Below are 14,703 nucleotides of genomic sequence, written 5' to 3'. Positions count from 1 at the left end.
AGGGAGTGTTCAGTTTGGAGAAAATCATTGATATTGAAGAACGAATCCCCACTTTAAAAGAACGACGTAAAAAAAGAACGAATCGTCGTTTTACCATGCTCATTGTTATTTTCGTTCTTACCTTACTGACACTTCTATACTTTCAGTCGCCTTTAAGTCATATAAATCAAATTACAGTGGTAGGAAATGATTTGAAGAGTGGGGAATATTATAAAAAGCATAGTGGACTTCGCAAAGGCGACTCACTGTGGGAATTTAATCGTCATGCAGTCGAAAATTTATTAAAAGAACAAAAAATTGTCAAGCAAGTAACAGTAAAAAGACAATGGTTCAATCATGTTACGATTTCAGTAAAAGAATACAAACGAGTAGCTTTATTAAAGGAAAATGAACAATATCATTTGGTATTGGATAACGGAACAATACTAAATACGTCCGAAATACCATCAAGTTTTGATATGCCGATTTTAGTAGGATTTGAGGACGAAGAAACAAGGATGAAAATGATTCAACAATTAAGCAAGTTGGATAATCAACTAATTAATTTGATCTCTCAAGTAAACGCTACACCTGATGATTCAAACCCATACGCCATTCAAATGTTCATGAATGATGGTTTTGAAGTACGAGCTTCTATTCCTACACTTGCTTCAAAATTAAAATACTATCCATCTATTGTTTCACAAGTAAAAAAAGGTGAAAAAGGAGTTATTGATTTAGAAGTGGGTACTTTTTATCGTTCTTATAAAACTGAGTATGGGAAGTATAAAGAAGAGTAGCACTTGATTTTACATAAAATATGAAATTATTCTAAAAAGTATTGTATTTTTCTATTAAAACATTCTCAATAGATTATAATAAACTATAAATAAAATGATTTTAGTTTAAAAGAATTAAAATGTAGATACTACTAAATTGCTATATTCTATTGTTGTATGAATAGTTATATAGATTGTAGCCTGACAAAAGTCTAGCATTTTATATTGAATTTTTAGCGATTTGTACCATGTGAATCATAAAAAATACATCAAAAGTTAAAAAAACAGGATAAATGAAGGAATTTTCGGTAACTTTCTGGAATTTACTTAGACAAGTTCATATTTTTACAATAGAATGTTTATTAAGAGTTGTTGAAGGAGGTACCACAGTTTGAGTCATTCAGAATTATACGTTTCACTAGATATAGGATCTTCTTCTATTAAAGTTCTCATCGGAGAAGTAGATGATGAGACTGTGCATGTTATTGGAGTTGGAAATGTCAAGTCAGCAGGCGTTCGTAGAGGGAGTATTGTAGATATTGATGCTACTGTACAATCGATCAAGAAAGCTGTAGAACAAGCTGAAAGAATGGTAGGCTTGTCTGTTAATAAAGTAATTTTAGGAATCCCAGCTAATCAAGTTCAATTACACGCTGTCAAAGGTGTTGTTGCAGTAAATAGTGAAAATCGTGAAATTACGGATGTTGATTTAGATCGTGTGATAGAATCTGCACAGCTAATGTCTATTCCACCTGATCGTGAATTGGTGAATATTGTGCCTATTCAATATATAGTAGATGGTTTAGATGGAATTAATGATCCAAGAGGAATGATCGGTATCCGTTTAGAAATGGATGGAACGATGATCACAACATCGAAAACGGTTTTACACAATGTTTTAAGATGTGTTGAAAAAGCGGGCTTAGAAATTCAACAAATTTATTTGCAACCTTTAGCAGCAGGGCAATTTGCGTTAACTGAAGATGATCGTAATCGTGGTACAGCGTTCATTGATATCGGTGGCGGCTCTACGACAATTGCAGTATTCAAAGACGGGCATTTTATACACACAGCGATGATACCAGTCGGTGGTGAACATATAACAAAAGATTTATCAATTGTTTTAAAAACACCAACAGAACAAGCAGAGAAGATTAAATTAGAATTTGGACATGCTTATTACGATGATGCTTCAGAAGATGAATTGTTTGAAGTTCCTGTAATAGGTGCAGATACAAAAGAACAATTCAGTCAAAGATACATATCCGAGATCATTGGTGTTAGACTTGAAGAACTTTTCGATTTGATTATTGATGAATTGTATCGAATGGGCATTCAAGATTTGCCAGGGGGTGTAGTTTTGACTGGTGGTGTAGCAAAACTTGAAGGGCTACCTCAATTAGCGCGTCATGTTTTGCAAACAAGTGTTAAAATTTATTCACCTAATTACATTGGCGTAAGGGAACCTGAATATACATCAGCCGTTAACCTAATACGATATGCATACAAAGAATCTCAATTCAATCGAGATGTTAGTGATAATGTTCCACTCGGACCTACGATGCATGAAGAACAGCACATCGATCAACAAAAAGGCCCTTCAGTATTTGAAACACATGAACATAGAGACGGTGTACTTACAAAAGTTAAAGGTTTCTTTAATAGATTCTTAGAATAATCATGGCGATTTACTCTACACATTATGAGCTGAATTAGGAGGAATAGAGATGTTAGAATTTGAAACAAGTGACGATCAACTTGCTGTTATAAAAGTTATCGGTGTTGGCGGTGGCGGTAATAATGCGGTAAACCGAATGATTGAACATGGGGTGCAAGGTGTAGAATTTATCGCCGTTAATACTGATTCGCAGGCATTAAAATTATCAAATGCTGAAGTAAAATTACAAATTGGAGCAAAATCTACTCGTGGCTTAGGGGCAGGTGCTAACCCAGAAGTAGGAAAAAAAGCTGCCGAAGAAAGTAAAGAACAAATCGAAGAAGCATTAAGTGGTGCAGATATGGTATTTGTGACTGCTGGTATGGGCGGCGGTACAGGTACTGGTGCAGCACCTGTAATTGCTCAAATAGCGAAAGAGCTTGGTGCGTTAACAGTAGGTGTTGTTACTCGTCCATTCACATTTGAAGGAAAAAAACGCCAAAAACAAGCACTTTCTGGTACGGCTGCTATGAAAGATGCAGTCGATACACTAATTGTCATTCCAAATGACCGTTTATTAGAAATTGTTGATAAAAATACACCAATGCTTGAAGCATTCCGTGAAGCAGATAATGTCCTTCGCCAAGGTGTTCAAGGTATTTCAGATTTAATCGCAGTACCAGGTCTTATCAATTTAGACTTTGCTGATGTAAAAACAATCATGTCCAACAAAGGATCTGCCTTGATGGGAATCGGTATTGCTTCAGGTGAAACACGTGCTGTAGAAGCCGCTAAAAAGGCTATTTCAAGTCCTCTGCTTGAAACATCTATTCATGGAGCAAAAGGTGTTTTGATGAATATGACTGGTGGTTCAAACTTAAGCTTATACGAAGTGCAAGAGGCTGCTGATATCGTTTCATCAGCATCAGATGAAGATGTAAATATTATTTTCGGTGCGGTTATCAACGATAATTTGAAAGATGAAATTGTGGTCACTGTTATCGCAACGGAATTTACAGAAGATGAAAATCAATATGATGGACGTAGCACAACAAATCGTAGTGGAATTGGTTCTACTCGTCAACAATCTGCTCCTATGCAACAGCATGCGGTAGGACGCGAAGGTCGTTCAGAAGAAGTGATCCAACCAGTTCAAGAAGCTCCGCGTCAAACGCAATATCAGGCCAATACCCAAGAGGATACATTAGATATTCCAACTTTCTTACGTAATCGCAATAAACGTCGTTAATTGAATCACAAAGCGAGAAACACAGTTTAACGACGATTATAAAAAGTTGATAAAAAATTTTCCTCCTAGAACGGAATTAAATAAAAAAAGAGTTCAATTCAGATTTTGATACTGGATTGAACTCTTTTTACATTTTGAATCATAGTATAACTTTTAAAAGTTACTTAGAAAAATGAATGATTATGTCGGAAAGTTTCTTCTTTCTACATTCACCCTTTGACATTTTTTGAAGACTTGTTATGTTATCTTTTCTATGTGGGAGGTGGTGAATTGTATGGCGAAGTGCTGATATTGATGAATACCCTTTTTAACTATGTGATTCTTTCTTTTACAAATTCAATATGTTATTTGCAACAATCAAAAAGAAGATTACTTATCAGTGCTTTTCTTGCAGGTATTTGGATTGTTATTTTTGGACACCATTTTCTCATGATGGTTATTGCGTTTATTTTAATGATTACGGTTGCTTTTGGTTGGCAAATTCGCAATTGGTGGAAAGGCGCTCTCATGTGCTTTGTAGCGGCTTTGTTTGCAGGCGGGCTATTTACTGCATTCGAACCGCTATGGATTAACACTTCAGTATTTACTCTATTGATCATAAGTGGGATTATTGCAACGGCAGGATTATTATTGTTGAAAAATCGACTACTTGTAGCTAGAGAAGATAATTTACAGCAACGTTTAGTGCAATTATGTGATTTACAATTAGGAGAAATAACCGTTTCCTTAAAATGTTTTATAGATACAGGAAATACGACAGTTGAGCCGTTATCAGGAAAACCTGTTCATTTTGTACGTTATAAAGCAATAGAACATTCCTTACCTGACAATTTGAAAATGGCGTTGTTTCAATGGGATGTGAGTGATCCATATGATTTAAAGATGTTTCCAGAATATTTTCAAAAGAAAGTGGTTGTTATCCCGATAACAACTGTTCAAGAAAAAAAAACATATAGTTTAGCTTTTCGCTATGATAAATGGTTGATAAAAGACGAAGAAAATCGCCCGATATCACCCGGTTTTTTTATTATTTCTATCCAAAACACCCCGTTTCCACAGGAAGCAGATGCCATATTACATTTTACTGCTTTATATCACATTTAATGAATGGAGGTTTTTAACGAATGATTCGTCGATTTTGGCGTTGGTTAACAGAGGCTATTGCAAGACTTAGGAGAACAGGCACATTTTACATTGGTAGCCATGAATCTTTACCAATACCCTTGAAAAAAGAAGAGGAACAAGAAATGATTGCTGCTTTCAAAAACGGTGATATGCACGCCAGAGATATTTTGATTGAGCATAACTTGAGACTGGTTGTCTATATTGCAAGACGATTCGATAATGCAAAGACACCTATCGAAGATTTGATTAGTATCGGCTCTATTGGTTTAATCAAGGCGATAGAAACATTCAATGCTGATAAGAAAATAAAATTAGCGACTTACGCTTCGAGATGTATTGAAAATGAGATCTTAATGCATTTGCGAAAGACAAGTCGTATGAAAGGCGAAGTTTCATTAGATGAACCTTTAAACTCAGATGGTGATGGCAATGAGCTATTATTATCCGATATTTTAGGAACAGATGAACATCTCATCACAGATGATGTAGAGAAAAAGATGGAACGTCAGCACATGTTTCATGCCATTCAAAAATTAGATGAAAGAGAACGGTATATTATGGAATGTCGCTTTGGACTTGCAGGTAAAGAAGAAATGACACAAAAAGAAGTAGCAGATCATTTAGGGATTTCACAGTCTTATATTTCCCGTTTAGAAAAGAAAATTATTCAAGAGTTACGAAATCATTTAAATCAATTGACATCATAACGGTTGAATTTGGAAGGAAATAAAGCGCATATTATTATTCGTTTCGGACACACTGAATTTACTAACAGTGATGAAGCATCCGGAGGGTAAAATATGCGAACAAAAGTTGAAATTTGTGGTGTTGATACATCCACATTACCTGTTTTGAAACATGAAGAAATGCGACAATTATTTGTTGCATTACAAAATGGACAAGAAGAAGTAAGAGAACAACTTGTGATGGGAAATTTACGGTTAGTATTAAGTATTGTCGGCCGTTTTGCTTATAGAGGTGAACAGGCTGATGATTTATTCCAAGTAGGTTGTATTGGGTTATTAAAATCAATTGACCATTTTGACTTATCGCATAATGTTCGATTTTCAACCTATGCAGTACCCATGATCATTGGTGAAATTAGAAGGCATTTAAGAGATCACCATCCACTACGCGTTTCAAGATCATTACGTGATATTGCTTATAAAGCGATGCAAGCCAAAGAGCAATTTTTAACGGAAGAATTACGTGAACCAACGCTAACAGACTTAGCTAGGATGACGGGTTTACCACAAGAGGATATATTATTTGCATTAGATGCAATCCAAGAACCGATGTCATTACATGAGCCGATATATGCTGAGGGTGGCGATCCTGTATATATGATGGATCAATTAAAAGATCAGACAGTTTCAGAAGATCGCTGGTTAACTTATGTCGCTATTAAAGAACAAATACAAAAATTGGACAGAAGGCAACAAAATATTCTTTCGCAACGTTATTATTATGGCCATACTCAAACAGAAATTGCGAAAGATTTAGGAATTTCTCAAGCACAAATTTCAAGATTAGAAAAAAGTGCTTTAAAGATGATTCAAGAGCAAGCTAGTGAAAAATAATAGGACACAACAAACAAGAAGCATTGATCATAATCAAGATTGATGCTTCTTGTTCATATATATACATAAAATACTTTAGGAGGGATAAGGATGCGCTTTTCAGACATTCAGCGTAAAGAAATCATCGCTGCGAATAGCGGACGTTTTTTAGGATACGTTGAAGATGCAGTGGTTCATAAAGAAACAGGATACGTAGAGGCATTTGTAGTAGCGGAACCTAAAAAAATCAACCCATTTTCAGGAAATAACAAAGAAACTTTAAAAATACCGATAGAAGATATAATAGTGGTGGGGAAAGATGTCATTTTAGTGAAGGGATTAGATTGAAAAATATGGCTATTCATTGATAAATTACAATAGGCTTGATACAATAAAATAACAAGTATCTTTGAAAAGATGAGGCTATTATGACATTAGTGATTGATAATTTACGAGATATTCAAAAAAATATTGAATCAGCTTGCCAAAAAGCTGATAGAAAACTTTCAGACGTTGCTATTATTGCTGTTACTAAACAAGTTTCAACGGAGCGAGCAATTGAAGCATTAGATGCAGGATTAACTCATTTAGGCGAAAACAGACCTGAAGGATTATTAGAAAAGCATGAAACGATCGTAGATAGAGCAACATGGCATTATATTGGCTCTTTACAAACAAGAAAAGTGCGTAAAGTGATCAACCAAATTGATTATTTACATTCTCTCGATCGTCTTAGCCTAGCTCAAGAAATCGATAAACGGGCTGATCATATCGTCAATTGTTTTGTACAAGTTAATGTATCAGGTGAAGAGTCAAAACATGGTCTTATTCCAGAGGAAGTTCCTACATTTATTGAGCAATTGAGTGATTTTCCACATATCCGTATTGTAGGATTAATGACAATGGCACCTAACACAGAAGATAAAGAGTTGATACGAAACGTGTTTAAAGGATTAAAAAAACTGCAGTTAGAGATTGCTAGTAAAGGTTATGAACACGCTCCATGTACCGAACTTTCAATGGGAATGTCTAACGACTATGAAATCGCTGTTGAAGAAGGTGCAACATTCGTCCGTATTGGCACTGCTCTAGTTGGCAATGAAGGAAGGGATCTTTATGAAAATAAAGGATAAACTAAAGAATTATTTCTATCTAGAAGAAGAGGACTATGTAGAAGAAAATGTTAAACAACAAGAATCTACCCATCAGCCAGCAGCATCACCAGTACAGAGGCAGCAAACGAGACCAGCGGTAAGTAGTAAACCAGCAGTGGTGAAAAAACCAATGGTGAAAGAACATCCAAAACATATGGAACATTCTAACATGCCCAATCTTGTGAGCATTACACAAAAAATGTCAAAAGTTATTTTGTCGGAGCCACGCGTTTATGCAGAAGCTCAAGATATTGCCGATAATTTAAAAAACAAACGCACTGTTGTCGTCAATTTACAAAGAATTGATCGAGAACAAGGCATTCGCATTATAGATTTTTTAAGTGGAACTATTTTTGCTTTAGGTGGGGACATCAAACGAATAGGTACGAATATATTTTTATGTACACCAGATAATGTAGAAGTAGATGGTAATATCTCAGATTATTTCTATGAAGATTTACAATAGAGGAGTTTAATGTCCATGCTGATATTTACAATCGTAAACTATTTATTTCAATTTTATTCTATAGCTTTAATCATCTATATACTGATGTCTTGGATACCGTCAGCATATGATTCTAAGTTCGGTAGAATATTAGCTAAGATTTGTGATCCATATTTAGATTTCTTTAGACGATTTATCCCGCCTATTGGAATGATTGATATTTCACCAATTATAGCGCTTATTGTTTTGAATCTGATCCAAGCAGGAGTATACAATGTTTTAGGATATATCCTTTAAAAGGAGTTGTCCCAAAAGTAAAAATAGTATGTTAGGAATCGACCTAGCATGCTATTTTTGATATACAGATGAATTCGCATAAGAAAAAGATTGCTGTAAGAAAGAGGATATGAGATGGAAGAGATTTTCCAACATTTTAGACCGGAAGAAAAGTCCTTTATCGAACAGATAATAGGATGGAAACAAGAAGTGGAGGATCGATATGCACCTAAGCTAACAGATTTTTTAGATCCACGCCAACAGCTGATCACGCAATCAATCATCGGGAAAAATAGTGACGTTTTAGTAGCTGAAAATGGGCGCTTTTATGAAGCAGAGAGAAAACGTATGATGATTTATCCAGACTATTTCCAACCAACGGATGAAGACTTTAGAATAGCTATTTGTGAATTGGCGTATCCTTCTAAGTTTATACAACTTAAGCATCCTGACGTATTAGGGGCTCTGCTATCACTTGGGTTAGAGCGTTCAAAATTTGGCGATATCCGATTAGATCATTCATCTGTTCAATTTGCTGTGGCAGAAGAAATACTGGAGTATGTACGTATTAATCTTGATAGTATTGGGAAAGCAAAGGTCCAAGTGAATGAATTGCAGCAGAATGTCCCCTTATTACCTGCTGAGTCAATGTGGATTGAACAATTGCTTACAACGAGTTCCATGCGTTTAGATACCGTATTAGCTTCTGTTTATCCGATTTCTCGTCAAAAAGCAGCTATGCTTATTCAGGCAGGAAAGGTAAAAGTAAATTTTGCTGTTCGTGAACAAGTGGCATTCGAATTACATGAATCGGATTTATTGTCCATTAGGGGATATGGTCGATTAGTCATAAAATCGATTGAAGGAAGGACAAAAAAGGAGAAAATCCGCATAAAAATTAGGCGAATAGAACGGAAATCGTAATTTTTATTAAAAATTTTGTTTTTCTAGTGAAGTTACCTATAGACAAAGGTATAATAATGAATAAATGCTGTTAAGGAGAGGTGCAAAATATGCCATTATCACCACTTGACATACATAACAAAGATTTTAGTCGTGGTTTTAGAGGTTACAATGAGGACGAAGTAAATGAATTTCTAGAACAAGTAATCAAAGACTATGAGCTGATTTTAAAAGAGAAAAAAGAATTAGAAGATAAGCTTCTATCCAGTAATGAGCAAATTGGTCATTATAATTCGATTGAAGAAACATTACAAAAATCGATCGTTATCGCTCAAGAAGCTGCAGAAGAAGTTCGCCGCAACTCACAAAAAGAGGCGAAGCTGATTGTCAAAGAAGCAGAAAAAAATGCCGATCGTATCGTCAATGAAGCCCTTTCTAAAGCTCGCCGTATTGCCTTAGAAATCGAGGAATTGAAAAAGCAATCGAAAGTATTCCGAAACCGCTTCAAAATGATTGTGGAAGCGCAACTGGATCTAATCGAATCAGATGACTGGGATCATTTGATGGAATATGAAGTGGATACGACAGAATTGGAACGTTTAGATTTACCACAAGATTAGTGAAGACACTTGACTGAATGCTTATGTTTTTCTATAATGTCAACATATATGTATAACAAAGTAATGATGGAGAGAGTATTTTTTAAGTGCTGCTCAGCGATTTGAGGATAGTGGAAGCTCAAACGAAACGCTTTTAAAAGAAAATCACTCCTGAACTAGATTGCTGAACGATTAGAAGTAAGCAATCTCGTATAAGCCACGTTACGGTGTCTAAAGAGGCGTCAATAATCATTGACGCAACTAGGGTGGTACCGCGAGATAATTCCTCCTCGTCCCTTTTTGGGATGAGGAGTTTTTTATTGCAGTGCTAAATAATTCATCCAAACGGGAAGTCATTCTTGGTTTGAATGGAAAGCTGATTTCAACTTTCAAATGAGATGTGACCGAACTACACCACTAAAACCATGTGGATACATGATTGGTAATTGAAATGTGATACGTACTTATCATAAAAGGAGGATTTTCCAATATGGAATATAAAAATACCTTATTAATGCCAAAAACGGATTTCCCTATGCGAGGAAATTTGCCAAACAATGAGCCTAAAATGCAAACAAAATGGGAAGAAATGGGCATCAATGCAAAAGTACTTGAACGTACGAAAGATCGTCCCGCTTTCATCCTTCATGATGGACCTCCATACGCAAATGGTGATCTTCATATGGGGCATGCATTAAACAAAGTTTTAAAAGATATGATCAATCGTCATCGTTCAATGACAGGTTTCTATGTACCATACGTTCCCGGATGGGATACTCATGGTCTACCAATCGAGCAAGCACTTACAAACAAAGGACATGACCGTAAAAAAATGTCCATCGCTGAGTTCCGCGAATTATGTAAGGATTATGCCTATGAACAAGTGAATCGTCAACGCGAACAATTTAAACGTATTGGTGTTCGTGGTGACTGGAAAAATCCGTATATTACATTAAAACCGGAGTTTGAAGCTCGACAAATCGGTGTATTTGGAGCAATGGCCAAAAAAGGTTATATCTACAAAGGGTTAAAACCTGTTTACTGGTCTCCTTCAAGTGAATCAGCCCTTGCTGAAGCTGAAATCGAATATAAAGATATTAAATCACCTTCTATTTACGTTGCATTTGATGTAAAAGATGGTAAAGGTGTAGTCAATAACGATGAAAAATTCATCATTTGGACTACTACTCCTTGGACAATGCCAGCGAACTTAGGGATTTCAGTAAATCCTGAATATACCTATATTGTTGTAAAAGCAAATGGGGCAAAATATATTATTGCAAAAGGTTTACTTGAAAAGGTAGCTGAAAAACTTGGGTGGGAAAACCCAGAAATTGACCGTGAAATCAGCGGTGCAGACCTTGAAAATGTGGTTGCAAAACATCCATTATTTGGTCGCGATTCCCTCGTAATGCTTGGTGATCATGTCACACTCGATGCAGGTACTGGTTGTGTCCATACAGCTCCTGGTCACGGGGAAGATGACTATGTAGTAGGAAAACGTTATGGTTTAGATATTCTTTCAGTAGTCGATCACAAAGGATGCTTGACAGAAGATGCTGGTGAATTTGCAGGTATGTTCTATGACAAGGCCAATAAACCAATTTGCGAAAAACTTGAAGAAGTTGGCGCATTATTAAATCTATCATTCTTTACGCATTCATATCCACATGATTGGCGTACAAAAAAACCTGTTATTTTCCGTGCAACACCACAATGGTTTGCATCTATTGATAAATTCCGTCCTGAATTACTGCAAGCAATTCGTGACACCAAATTCACGCCAGTTTGGGGCGAAACTCGCCTTTATAATATGATCCGTGATCGTGGTGATTGGTGTATTTCTCGTCAACGTGCATGGGGTGTTCCAATCCCAGTATTTTATGCTGAAAACGGCGAAGAAATCATTACAGAAGAAACAATTGCTCATGTACAAGAATTATTCCGTGAACACGGTTCGAATATTTGGTTCCAAAAAAAAGCGAAAGAATTACTTCCTGAAGGTTTTACACACCCAGGTTCTCCAAACGGCGAATTTACAAAAGAAAATGACATTATGGACGTTTGGTTCGACTCAGGTTCATCTCACCAAGGTGTACTAGAAGAACGCCCAGAACTTCGTTATCCAGCAGATCTATACTTAGAAGGTTCTGACCAATATCGTGGTTGGTTTAACTCATCATTAATCACTTCTGTAGCGATGAATGGTTACGCACCATATAAGGGCTTGCTTTCTCATGGTTTTGTATTGGATGGGGACGGACGTAAAATGAGTAAATCACTTGGCAATATTATTGCACCAAGCAAAGTGATGAACCAATATGGTGCAGATATTTTACGTCTATGGGTTGCCTCTGTTGACTATACAGCCGATGTTCGTATTTCAATGGATATGTTGAAACAAGTATCTGAAGTGTATCGAAAAATTCGTAATACACTAAAATTCTTACATGGTAACCTACATGACTTTAATCCAAACACTGATTATGTAGCTTATGAAGATTTACGTGAAGTGGATCAATATATGTATATGGAATTGCAAAACCTCATCCGAACTTCACGTGAGGCCTATGATCAATATGAATTTGCAACGGTTTATAAAGCAGTCAACAACTTCATTGCCTCTGAGTTAAGTTCATTCTATTTGGATATTGCAAAAGACGTTGTCTATATTGAAGGTGTGGATCATCCTGCTCGTCGCGCAATGCAATCTGTGATGTATGATACATTACATGCGTTATTAAAACTAATGACACCAATCATTCCTCATACGACAGATGAATTGTGGTCATATTTACAATATAAAGATGCAGAAAGTGTACAATTGACAGATATGCCTGATGCTGTTCAAAAGGAAAATTTTGTAGCTTTAACTGATAAATGGACGAAAATTATGAAGATCCGTGATGTTGTTTTAAAAGCATTAGAAGAAGCACGTAATGCCAAAACAATTGGTAAATCATTAGAAGGTAAAGCAACAGTTTATGGTACTGATGAAGTAGTGACACTTTTAAATGATGCTAATATCAACTTTGCTCAACTAAATATCGTTTCTGATTTTGCTGTGGGTGGTGCGTTGGAAGATGCCCCAGACCATGCGATTAAAACAGAAAAAGTTGCGGTTGTCGTTGAAAAAGCAGAAGGTGAAAAATGTGAACGTTGCTGGACGATTTCTAAAACAGTAGGTCATAATCATAAACACCCAACATTATGTGAACATTGTGCGGATACTGTTGAAAAGTATTATGCGAATGTAGAATAAGTTCGATCAATCGTCCAAAGGGAGTGGCTCATCATAAAATTTTGAGCCACTTTTTTGTTTGAAGGAAAATACGAGTTCTTAGAAAGTTCTATTCTATGGAAAGCACAAGATTGTTTGCGGGATAAAGTGAATCATACATGATATTGGAACATTCAACAATCAGCGAATACAAGTCTTTTTTCGCTTCAGGCTATTATATGATAAAATAGGTTAGATTCGGGAGTAAATGGAGGATTTGTTGTGTATAAATATTATGGAATAGCTATTTTTGTGATCATACTTGATCAACTATCAAAATGGAGTATCGTTAAAAATATGCACTACGGGGAGAGTATTTCGATTATTGATCCATATTTTGGCTTATTATCCCATCGGAATCGTGGAGCGGCATGGGGGATGCTGCAAGGTCAATTTTGGTTATTCGCATTAGTCACTATTATAGTAATTGTGGGAATTATTTATTACTATCATAAAGAAGGTAAGGGAAAACCAATGTTCCAAGTTAGTCTGATGTTATTATTAGGTGGAGCTATTGGGAACTTTATCGATCGATTATTCCGTGGGGAAGTAGTAGATTTTGTACATGTCATTATTCCAGTAATCGATTATGATTTTCCTATATTTAATATTGCGGATGCATCGCTAACTATTGGGGTTATATTGTTAATCATTTACTTGTTATTTGAAGATCAATTAGAACGGAAAAAGGTGAAGTAATGTCAGTCACATTTACGGCAACAAAAGAGGTGCAAGGTGAACGTATTGATAAAGCACTTGCCTCTATGCAAAAAGACTGGTCACGGACGCAAATTCAAGGATTTCTTCAAGAAGGTCTTGTAGTTGTAAACGATCAAGTCATAAAACCAAAATATAAAGTGCAAGAGGGAGATGTCATTATTGTAACGCCTCCTGAGCCAGAACCACTTGAGATTATAGCGGAGGATTTGGATCTTGATATTGTCTATGAAGATGCAGATGTTCTTGTTGTGAACAAACCAAAAGGCCTGGTTGTACATCCTGCACCTGGGCATACAACGGGTACTTTAGTAAATGGACTCATGTATCATTGCAAAGATTTATCAGGTATTAATGGCATCATGCGCCCTGGGATTGTTCATCGCATTGATAAAGATACTTCAGGTTTGCTGATGGTAGCAAAAAATGATCGAGCACATGAATCACTTGTACAACAATTAGTGGATAAAACGGTAACACGACGTTATACAGCACTTGTTCACGGACATATCCCTCATGATAAAGGTACAATTGATGCACCCATTGGTCGCGATTCTAAAGATCGTCAAAAAATGGCGGTAGTAGATAATGGAAAACATGCTGTGACCCATTTCCAAGTAATCGATCGTTTTGGCGTAGATTATACATTGATTGAATGTCGTCTTGAAACGGGACGTACACATCAAATTCGTGTACATATGAATTATATTGGTTATCCTTTAGTGGGCGATCCCAAATATGGTTTGAAGAAAACCATCGACTTTGGTGGACAAGTTTTACATGCAGGGATTTTAGGCTTTGTGCATCCAACAACAAATGAGTATTTAGAGTTTGAAGCGCCACTTCCTAAAGACTATCAGCAGTTGTTAGATGAATTGAGAAAAAGCTATTGACAGTTTAAGTCATATAAGAATATACTTATCCCAGTGAAAATAATATTCACCTTTTAAAGACAGTCCAGAGAGGCTGGAAAGGGATGCT

15 protein-coding genes and 1 other annotated feature are annotated in these 14,703 nt (G+C 36.0%); all 15 genes read left to right on the top strand.

Translation table 11 applies throughout. The features are described from left to right. Positions 1-14 precede the first annotated feature (14 nt). The 15 genes from FEU33_RS11195 (at position 15) to FEU33_RS11125 (ending at position 14,615) form a co-directional block, all read left to right on the top strand. Positions 15-779 (top strand): cell division protein FtsQ/DivIB, encoded by a 765-nt coding sequence (locus tag FEU33_RS11195; RefSeq protein ID WP_146549446.1) that lies wholly within the window; start codon positions 15-17, stop codon positions 777-779. Positions 780-1,149: 370 nt separating this feature from the next. Beyond that, entirely contained in the window at positions 1,150-2,436 is a 1,287-nt protein-coding gene (ftsA, locus tag FEU33_RS11190; RefSeq protein ID WP_146549445.1) for a cell division protein FtsA, read from the top strand. A gap of 49 nt (positions 2,437-2,485) precedes the next feature. Then, positions 2,486-3,664 (top strand): cell division protein FtsZ, encoded by a 1,179-nt coding sequence (ftsZ, locus tag FEU33_RS11185; protein WP_146549444.1) that lies wholly within the window; start codon positions 2,486-2,488, stop codon positions 3,662-3,664. 270 nt (positions 3,665-3,934) lie between these two features. After that, the gene (locus FEU33_RS11180; RefSeq protein WP_146549443.1) at positions 3,935-4,768 is read left to right on the top strand and encodes a sigma-E processing peptidase SpoIIGA; all 834 of its coding nucleotides are present in this window, start codon (positions 3,935-3,937) and stop codon (positions 4,766-4,768) included. A 20-nt stretch (positions 4,769-4,788) separates the two neighbouring features. Next, positions 4,789-5,496 (top strand): RNA polymerase sporulation sigma factor SigE, encoded by a 708-nt coding sequence (gene sigE, locus FEU33_RS11175; RefSeq protein ID WP_146549442.1) that lies wholly within the window; start codon positions 4,789-4,791, stop codon positions 5,494-5,496. Positions 5,497-5,589: 93 nt separating this feature from the next. Then, positions 5,590-6,369: an RNA polymerase sporulation sigma factor SigG gene (gene sigG / locus FEU33_RS11170; protein WP_146549441.1), complete on the top strand. Its 780-nt coding sequence runs from the start codon at positions 5,590-5,592 to the stop codon at positions 6,367-6,369. Between the two features lie 90 nt (positions 6,370-6,459). Continuing rightward, positions 6,460-6,696, top strand: coding sequence for a PRC-barrel domain-containing protein (locus tag FEU33_RS11165; protein WP_146549440.1), 237 nt, complete (start codon positions 6,460-6,462; stop codon positions 6,694-6,696). Between the two features lie 80 nt (positions 6,697-6,776). Continuing rightward, complete coding sequence (locus tag FEU33_RS11160; RefSeq protein ID WP_146549439.1) at positions 6,777-7,481, top strand: YggS family pyridoxal phosphate-dependent enzyme; 705 nt, start codon at positions 6,777-6,779, stop codon at positions 7,479-7,481. Further along, the gene (locus FEU33_RS11155; RefSeq protein WP_146549438.1) at positions 7,465-7,968 is read left to right on the top strand and encodes a cell division protein SepF; all 504 of its coding nucleotides are present in this window, start codon (positions 7,465-7,467) and stop codon (positions 7,966-7,968) included. Before FEU33_RS11160 ends, FEU33_RS11155 begins: the two co-directional genes overlap by 17 nt. A 15-nt stretch (positions 7,969-7,983) precedes the next feature. Then, positions 7,984-8,244 (top strand): YggT family protein, encoded by a 261-nt coding sequence (locus FEU33_RS11150; RefSeq protein WP_146549437.1) that lies wholly within the window; start codon positions 7,984-7,986, stop codon positions 8,242-8,244. A 114-nt stretch (positions 8,245-8,358) separates the two neighbouring features. After that, on the top strand, positions 8,359-9,147 hold the full coding sequence (locus tag FEU33_RS11145; protein ID WP_146549436.1) for a YlmH family RNA-binding protein: 789 nt from the start codon (positions 8,359-8,361) through the stop codon (positions 9,145-9,147). Positions 9,148-9,236: 89 nt separating this feature from the next. Further along, positions 9,237-9,746: a DivIVA domain-containing protein gene (locus tag FEU33_RS11140; protein ID WP_146549435.1), complete on the top strand. Its 510-nt coding sequence runs from the start codon at positions 9,237-9,239 to the stop codon at positions 9,744-9,746. A 54-nt stretch (positions 9,747-9,800) separates the two neighbouring features. Then, positions 9,801-10,026, top strand: a binding site (T-box leader). 189 nt (positions 10,027-10,215) lie between these two features. After that, the gene (ileS, locus tag FEU33_RS11135; RefSeq protein WP_146549434.1) at positions 10,216-12,987 is read left to right on the top strand and encodes an isoleucine--tRNA ligase; all 2,772 of its coding nucleotides are present in this window, start codon (positions 10,216-10,218) and stop codon (positions 12,985-12,987) included. Positions 12,988-13,227: 240 nt separating this feature from the next. Further along, positions 13,228-13,704, top strand: a complete 477-nt coding sequence (lspA, locus tag FEU33_RS11130; protein ID WP_146549433.1) for a signal peptidase II — start codon at positions 13,228-13,230, stop codon at positions 13,702-13,704. Continuing rightward, a complete protein-coding gene (locus FEU33_RS11125; RefSeq protein WP_146549432.1) occupies positions 13,704-14,615 on the top strand; it encodes an RluA family pseudouridine synthase in 912 nt (303 codons plus the stop codon). Before lspA ends, FEU33_RS11125 begins: the two co-directional genes overlap by 1 nt. The last annotated feature ends 88 nt before the right edge of the window (positions 14,616-14,703 follow it).

Origin of the sequence: Rummeliibacillus suwonensis (assembly GCF_007896435.1) — a bacterium.
Taxonomy (GTDB): Bacteria; Bacillota; Bacilli; order Bacillales_A; family Planococcaceae; genus Rummeliibacillus; species Rummeliibacillus suwonensis.
This window is presented reverse-complemented; position numbering and strand designations above follow the sequence as displayed.

Excerpts from the sequence above, each read along its gene's own strand:
- ftsZ (WP_146549444.1), top strand. The coding sequence starts at position 2,486 with ATGTTAGAATTTGAAACAAGTGACGATCAACTTGCTGTTATAAAAGTT.
- sigE (WP_146549442.1), top strand. The coding sequence starts at position 4,789 with ATGATTCGTCGATTTTGGCGTTGGTTAACAGAGGCTATTGCAAGACTT.
- sigG (WP_146549441.1), top strand. The coding sequence starts at position 5,590 with ATGCGAACAAAAGTTGAAATTTGTGGTGTTGATACATCCACATTACCT.
- FEU33_RS11165 (WP_146549440.1), top strand. The coding sequence starts at position 6,460 with ATGCGCTTTTCAGACATTCAGCGTAAAGAAATCATCGCTGCGAATAGC.
- FEU33_RS11160 (WP_146549439.1), top strand. The coding sequence starts at position 6,777 with ATGACATTAGTGATTGATAATTTACGAGATATTCAAAAAAATATTGAA.
- FEU33_RS11155 (WP_146549438.1), top strand. The coding sequence starts at position 7,465 with ATGAAAATAAAGGATAAACTAAAGAATTATTTCTATCTAGAAGAAGAG.
- FEU33_RS11150 (WP_146549437.1), top strand. The coding sequence starts at position 7,984 with ATGCTGATATTTACAATCGTAAACTATTTATTTCAATTTTATTCTATA.
- FEU33_RS11145 (WP_146549436.1), top strand. The coding sequence starts at position 8,359 with ATGGAAGAGATTTTCCAACATTTTAGACCGGAAGAAAAGTCCTTTATC.
- FEU33_RS11140 (WP_146549435.1), top strand. The coding sequence starts at position 9,237 with ATGCCATTATCACCACTTGACATACATAACAAAGATTTTAGTCGTGGT.
- ileS (WP_146549434.1), top strand. The coding sequence starts at position 10,216 with ATGGAATATAAAAATACCTTATTAATGCCAAAAACGGATTTCCCTATG.
- FEU33_RS11125 (WP_146549432.1), top strand. The coding sequence starts at position 13,704 with ATGTCAGTCACATTTACGGCAACAAAAGAGGTGCAAGGTGAACGTATT.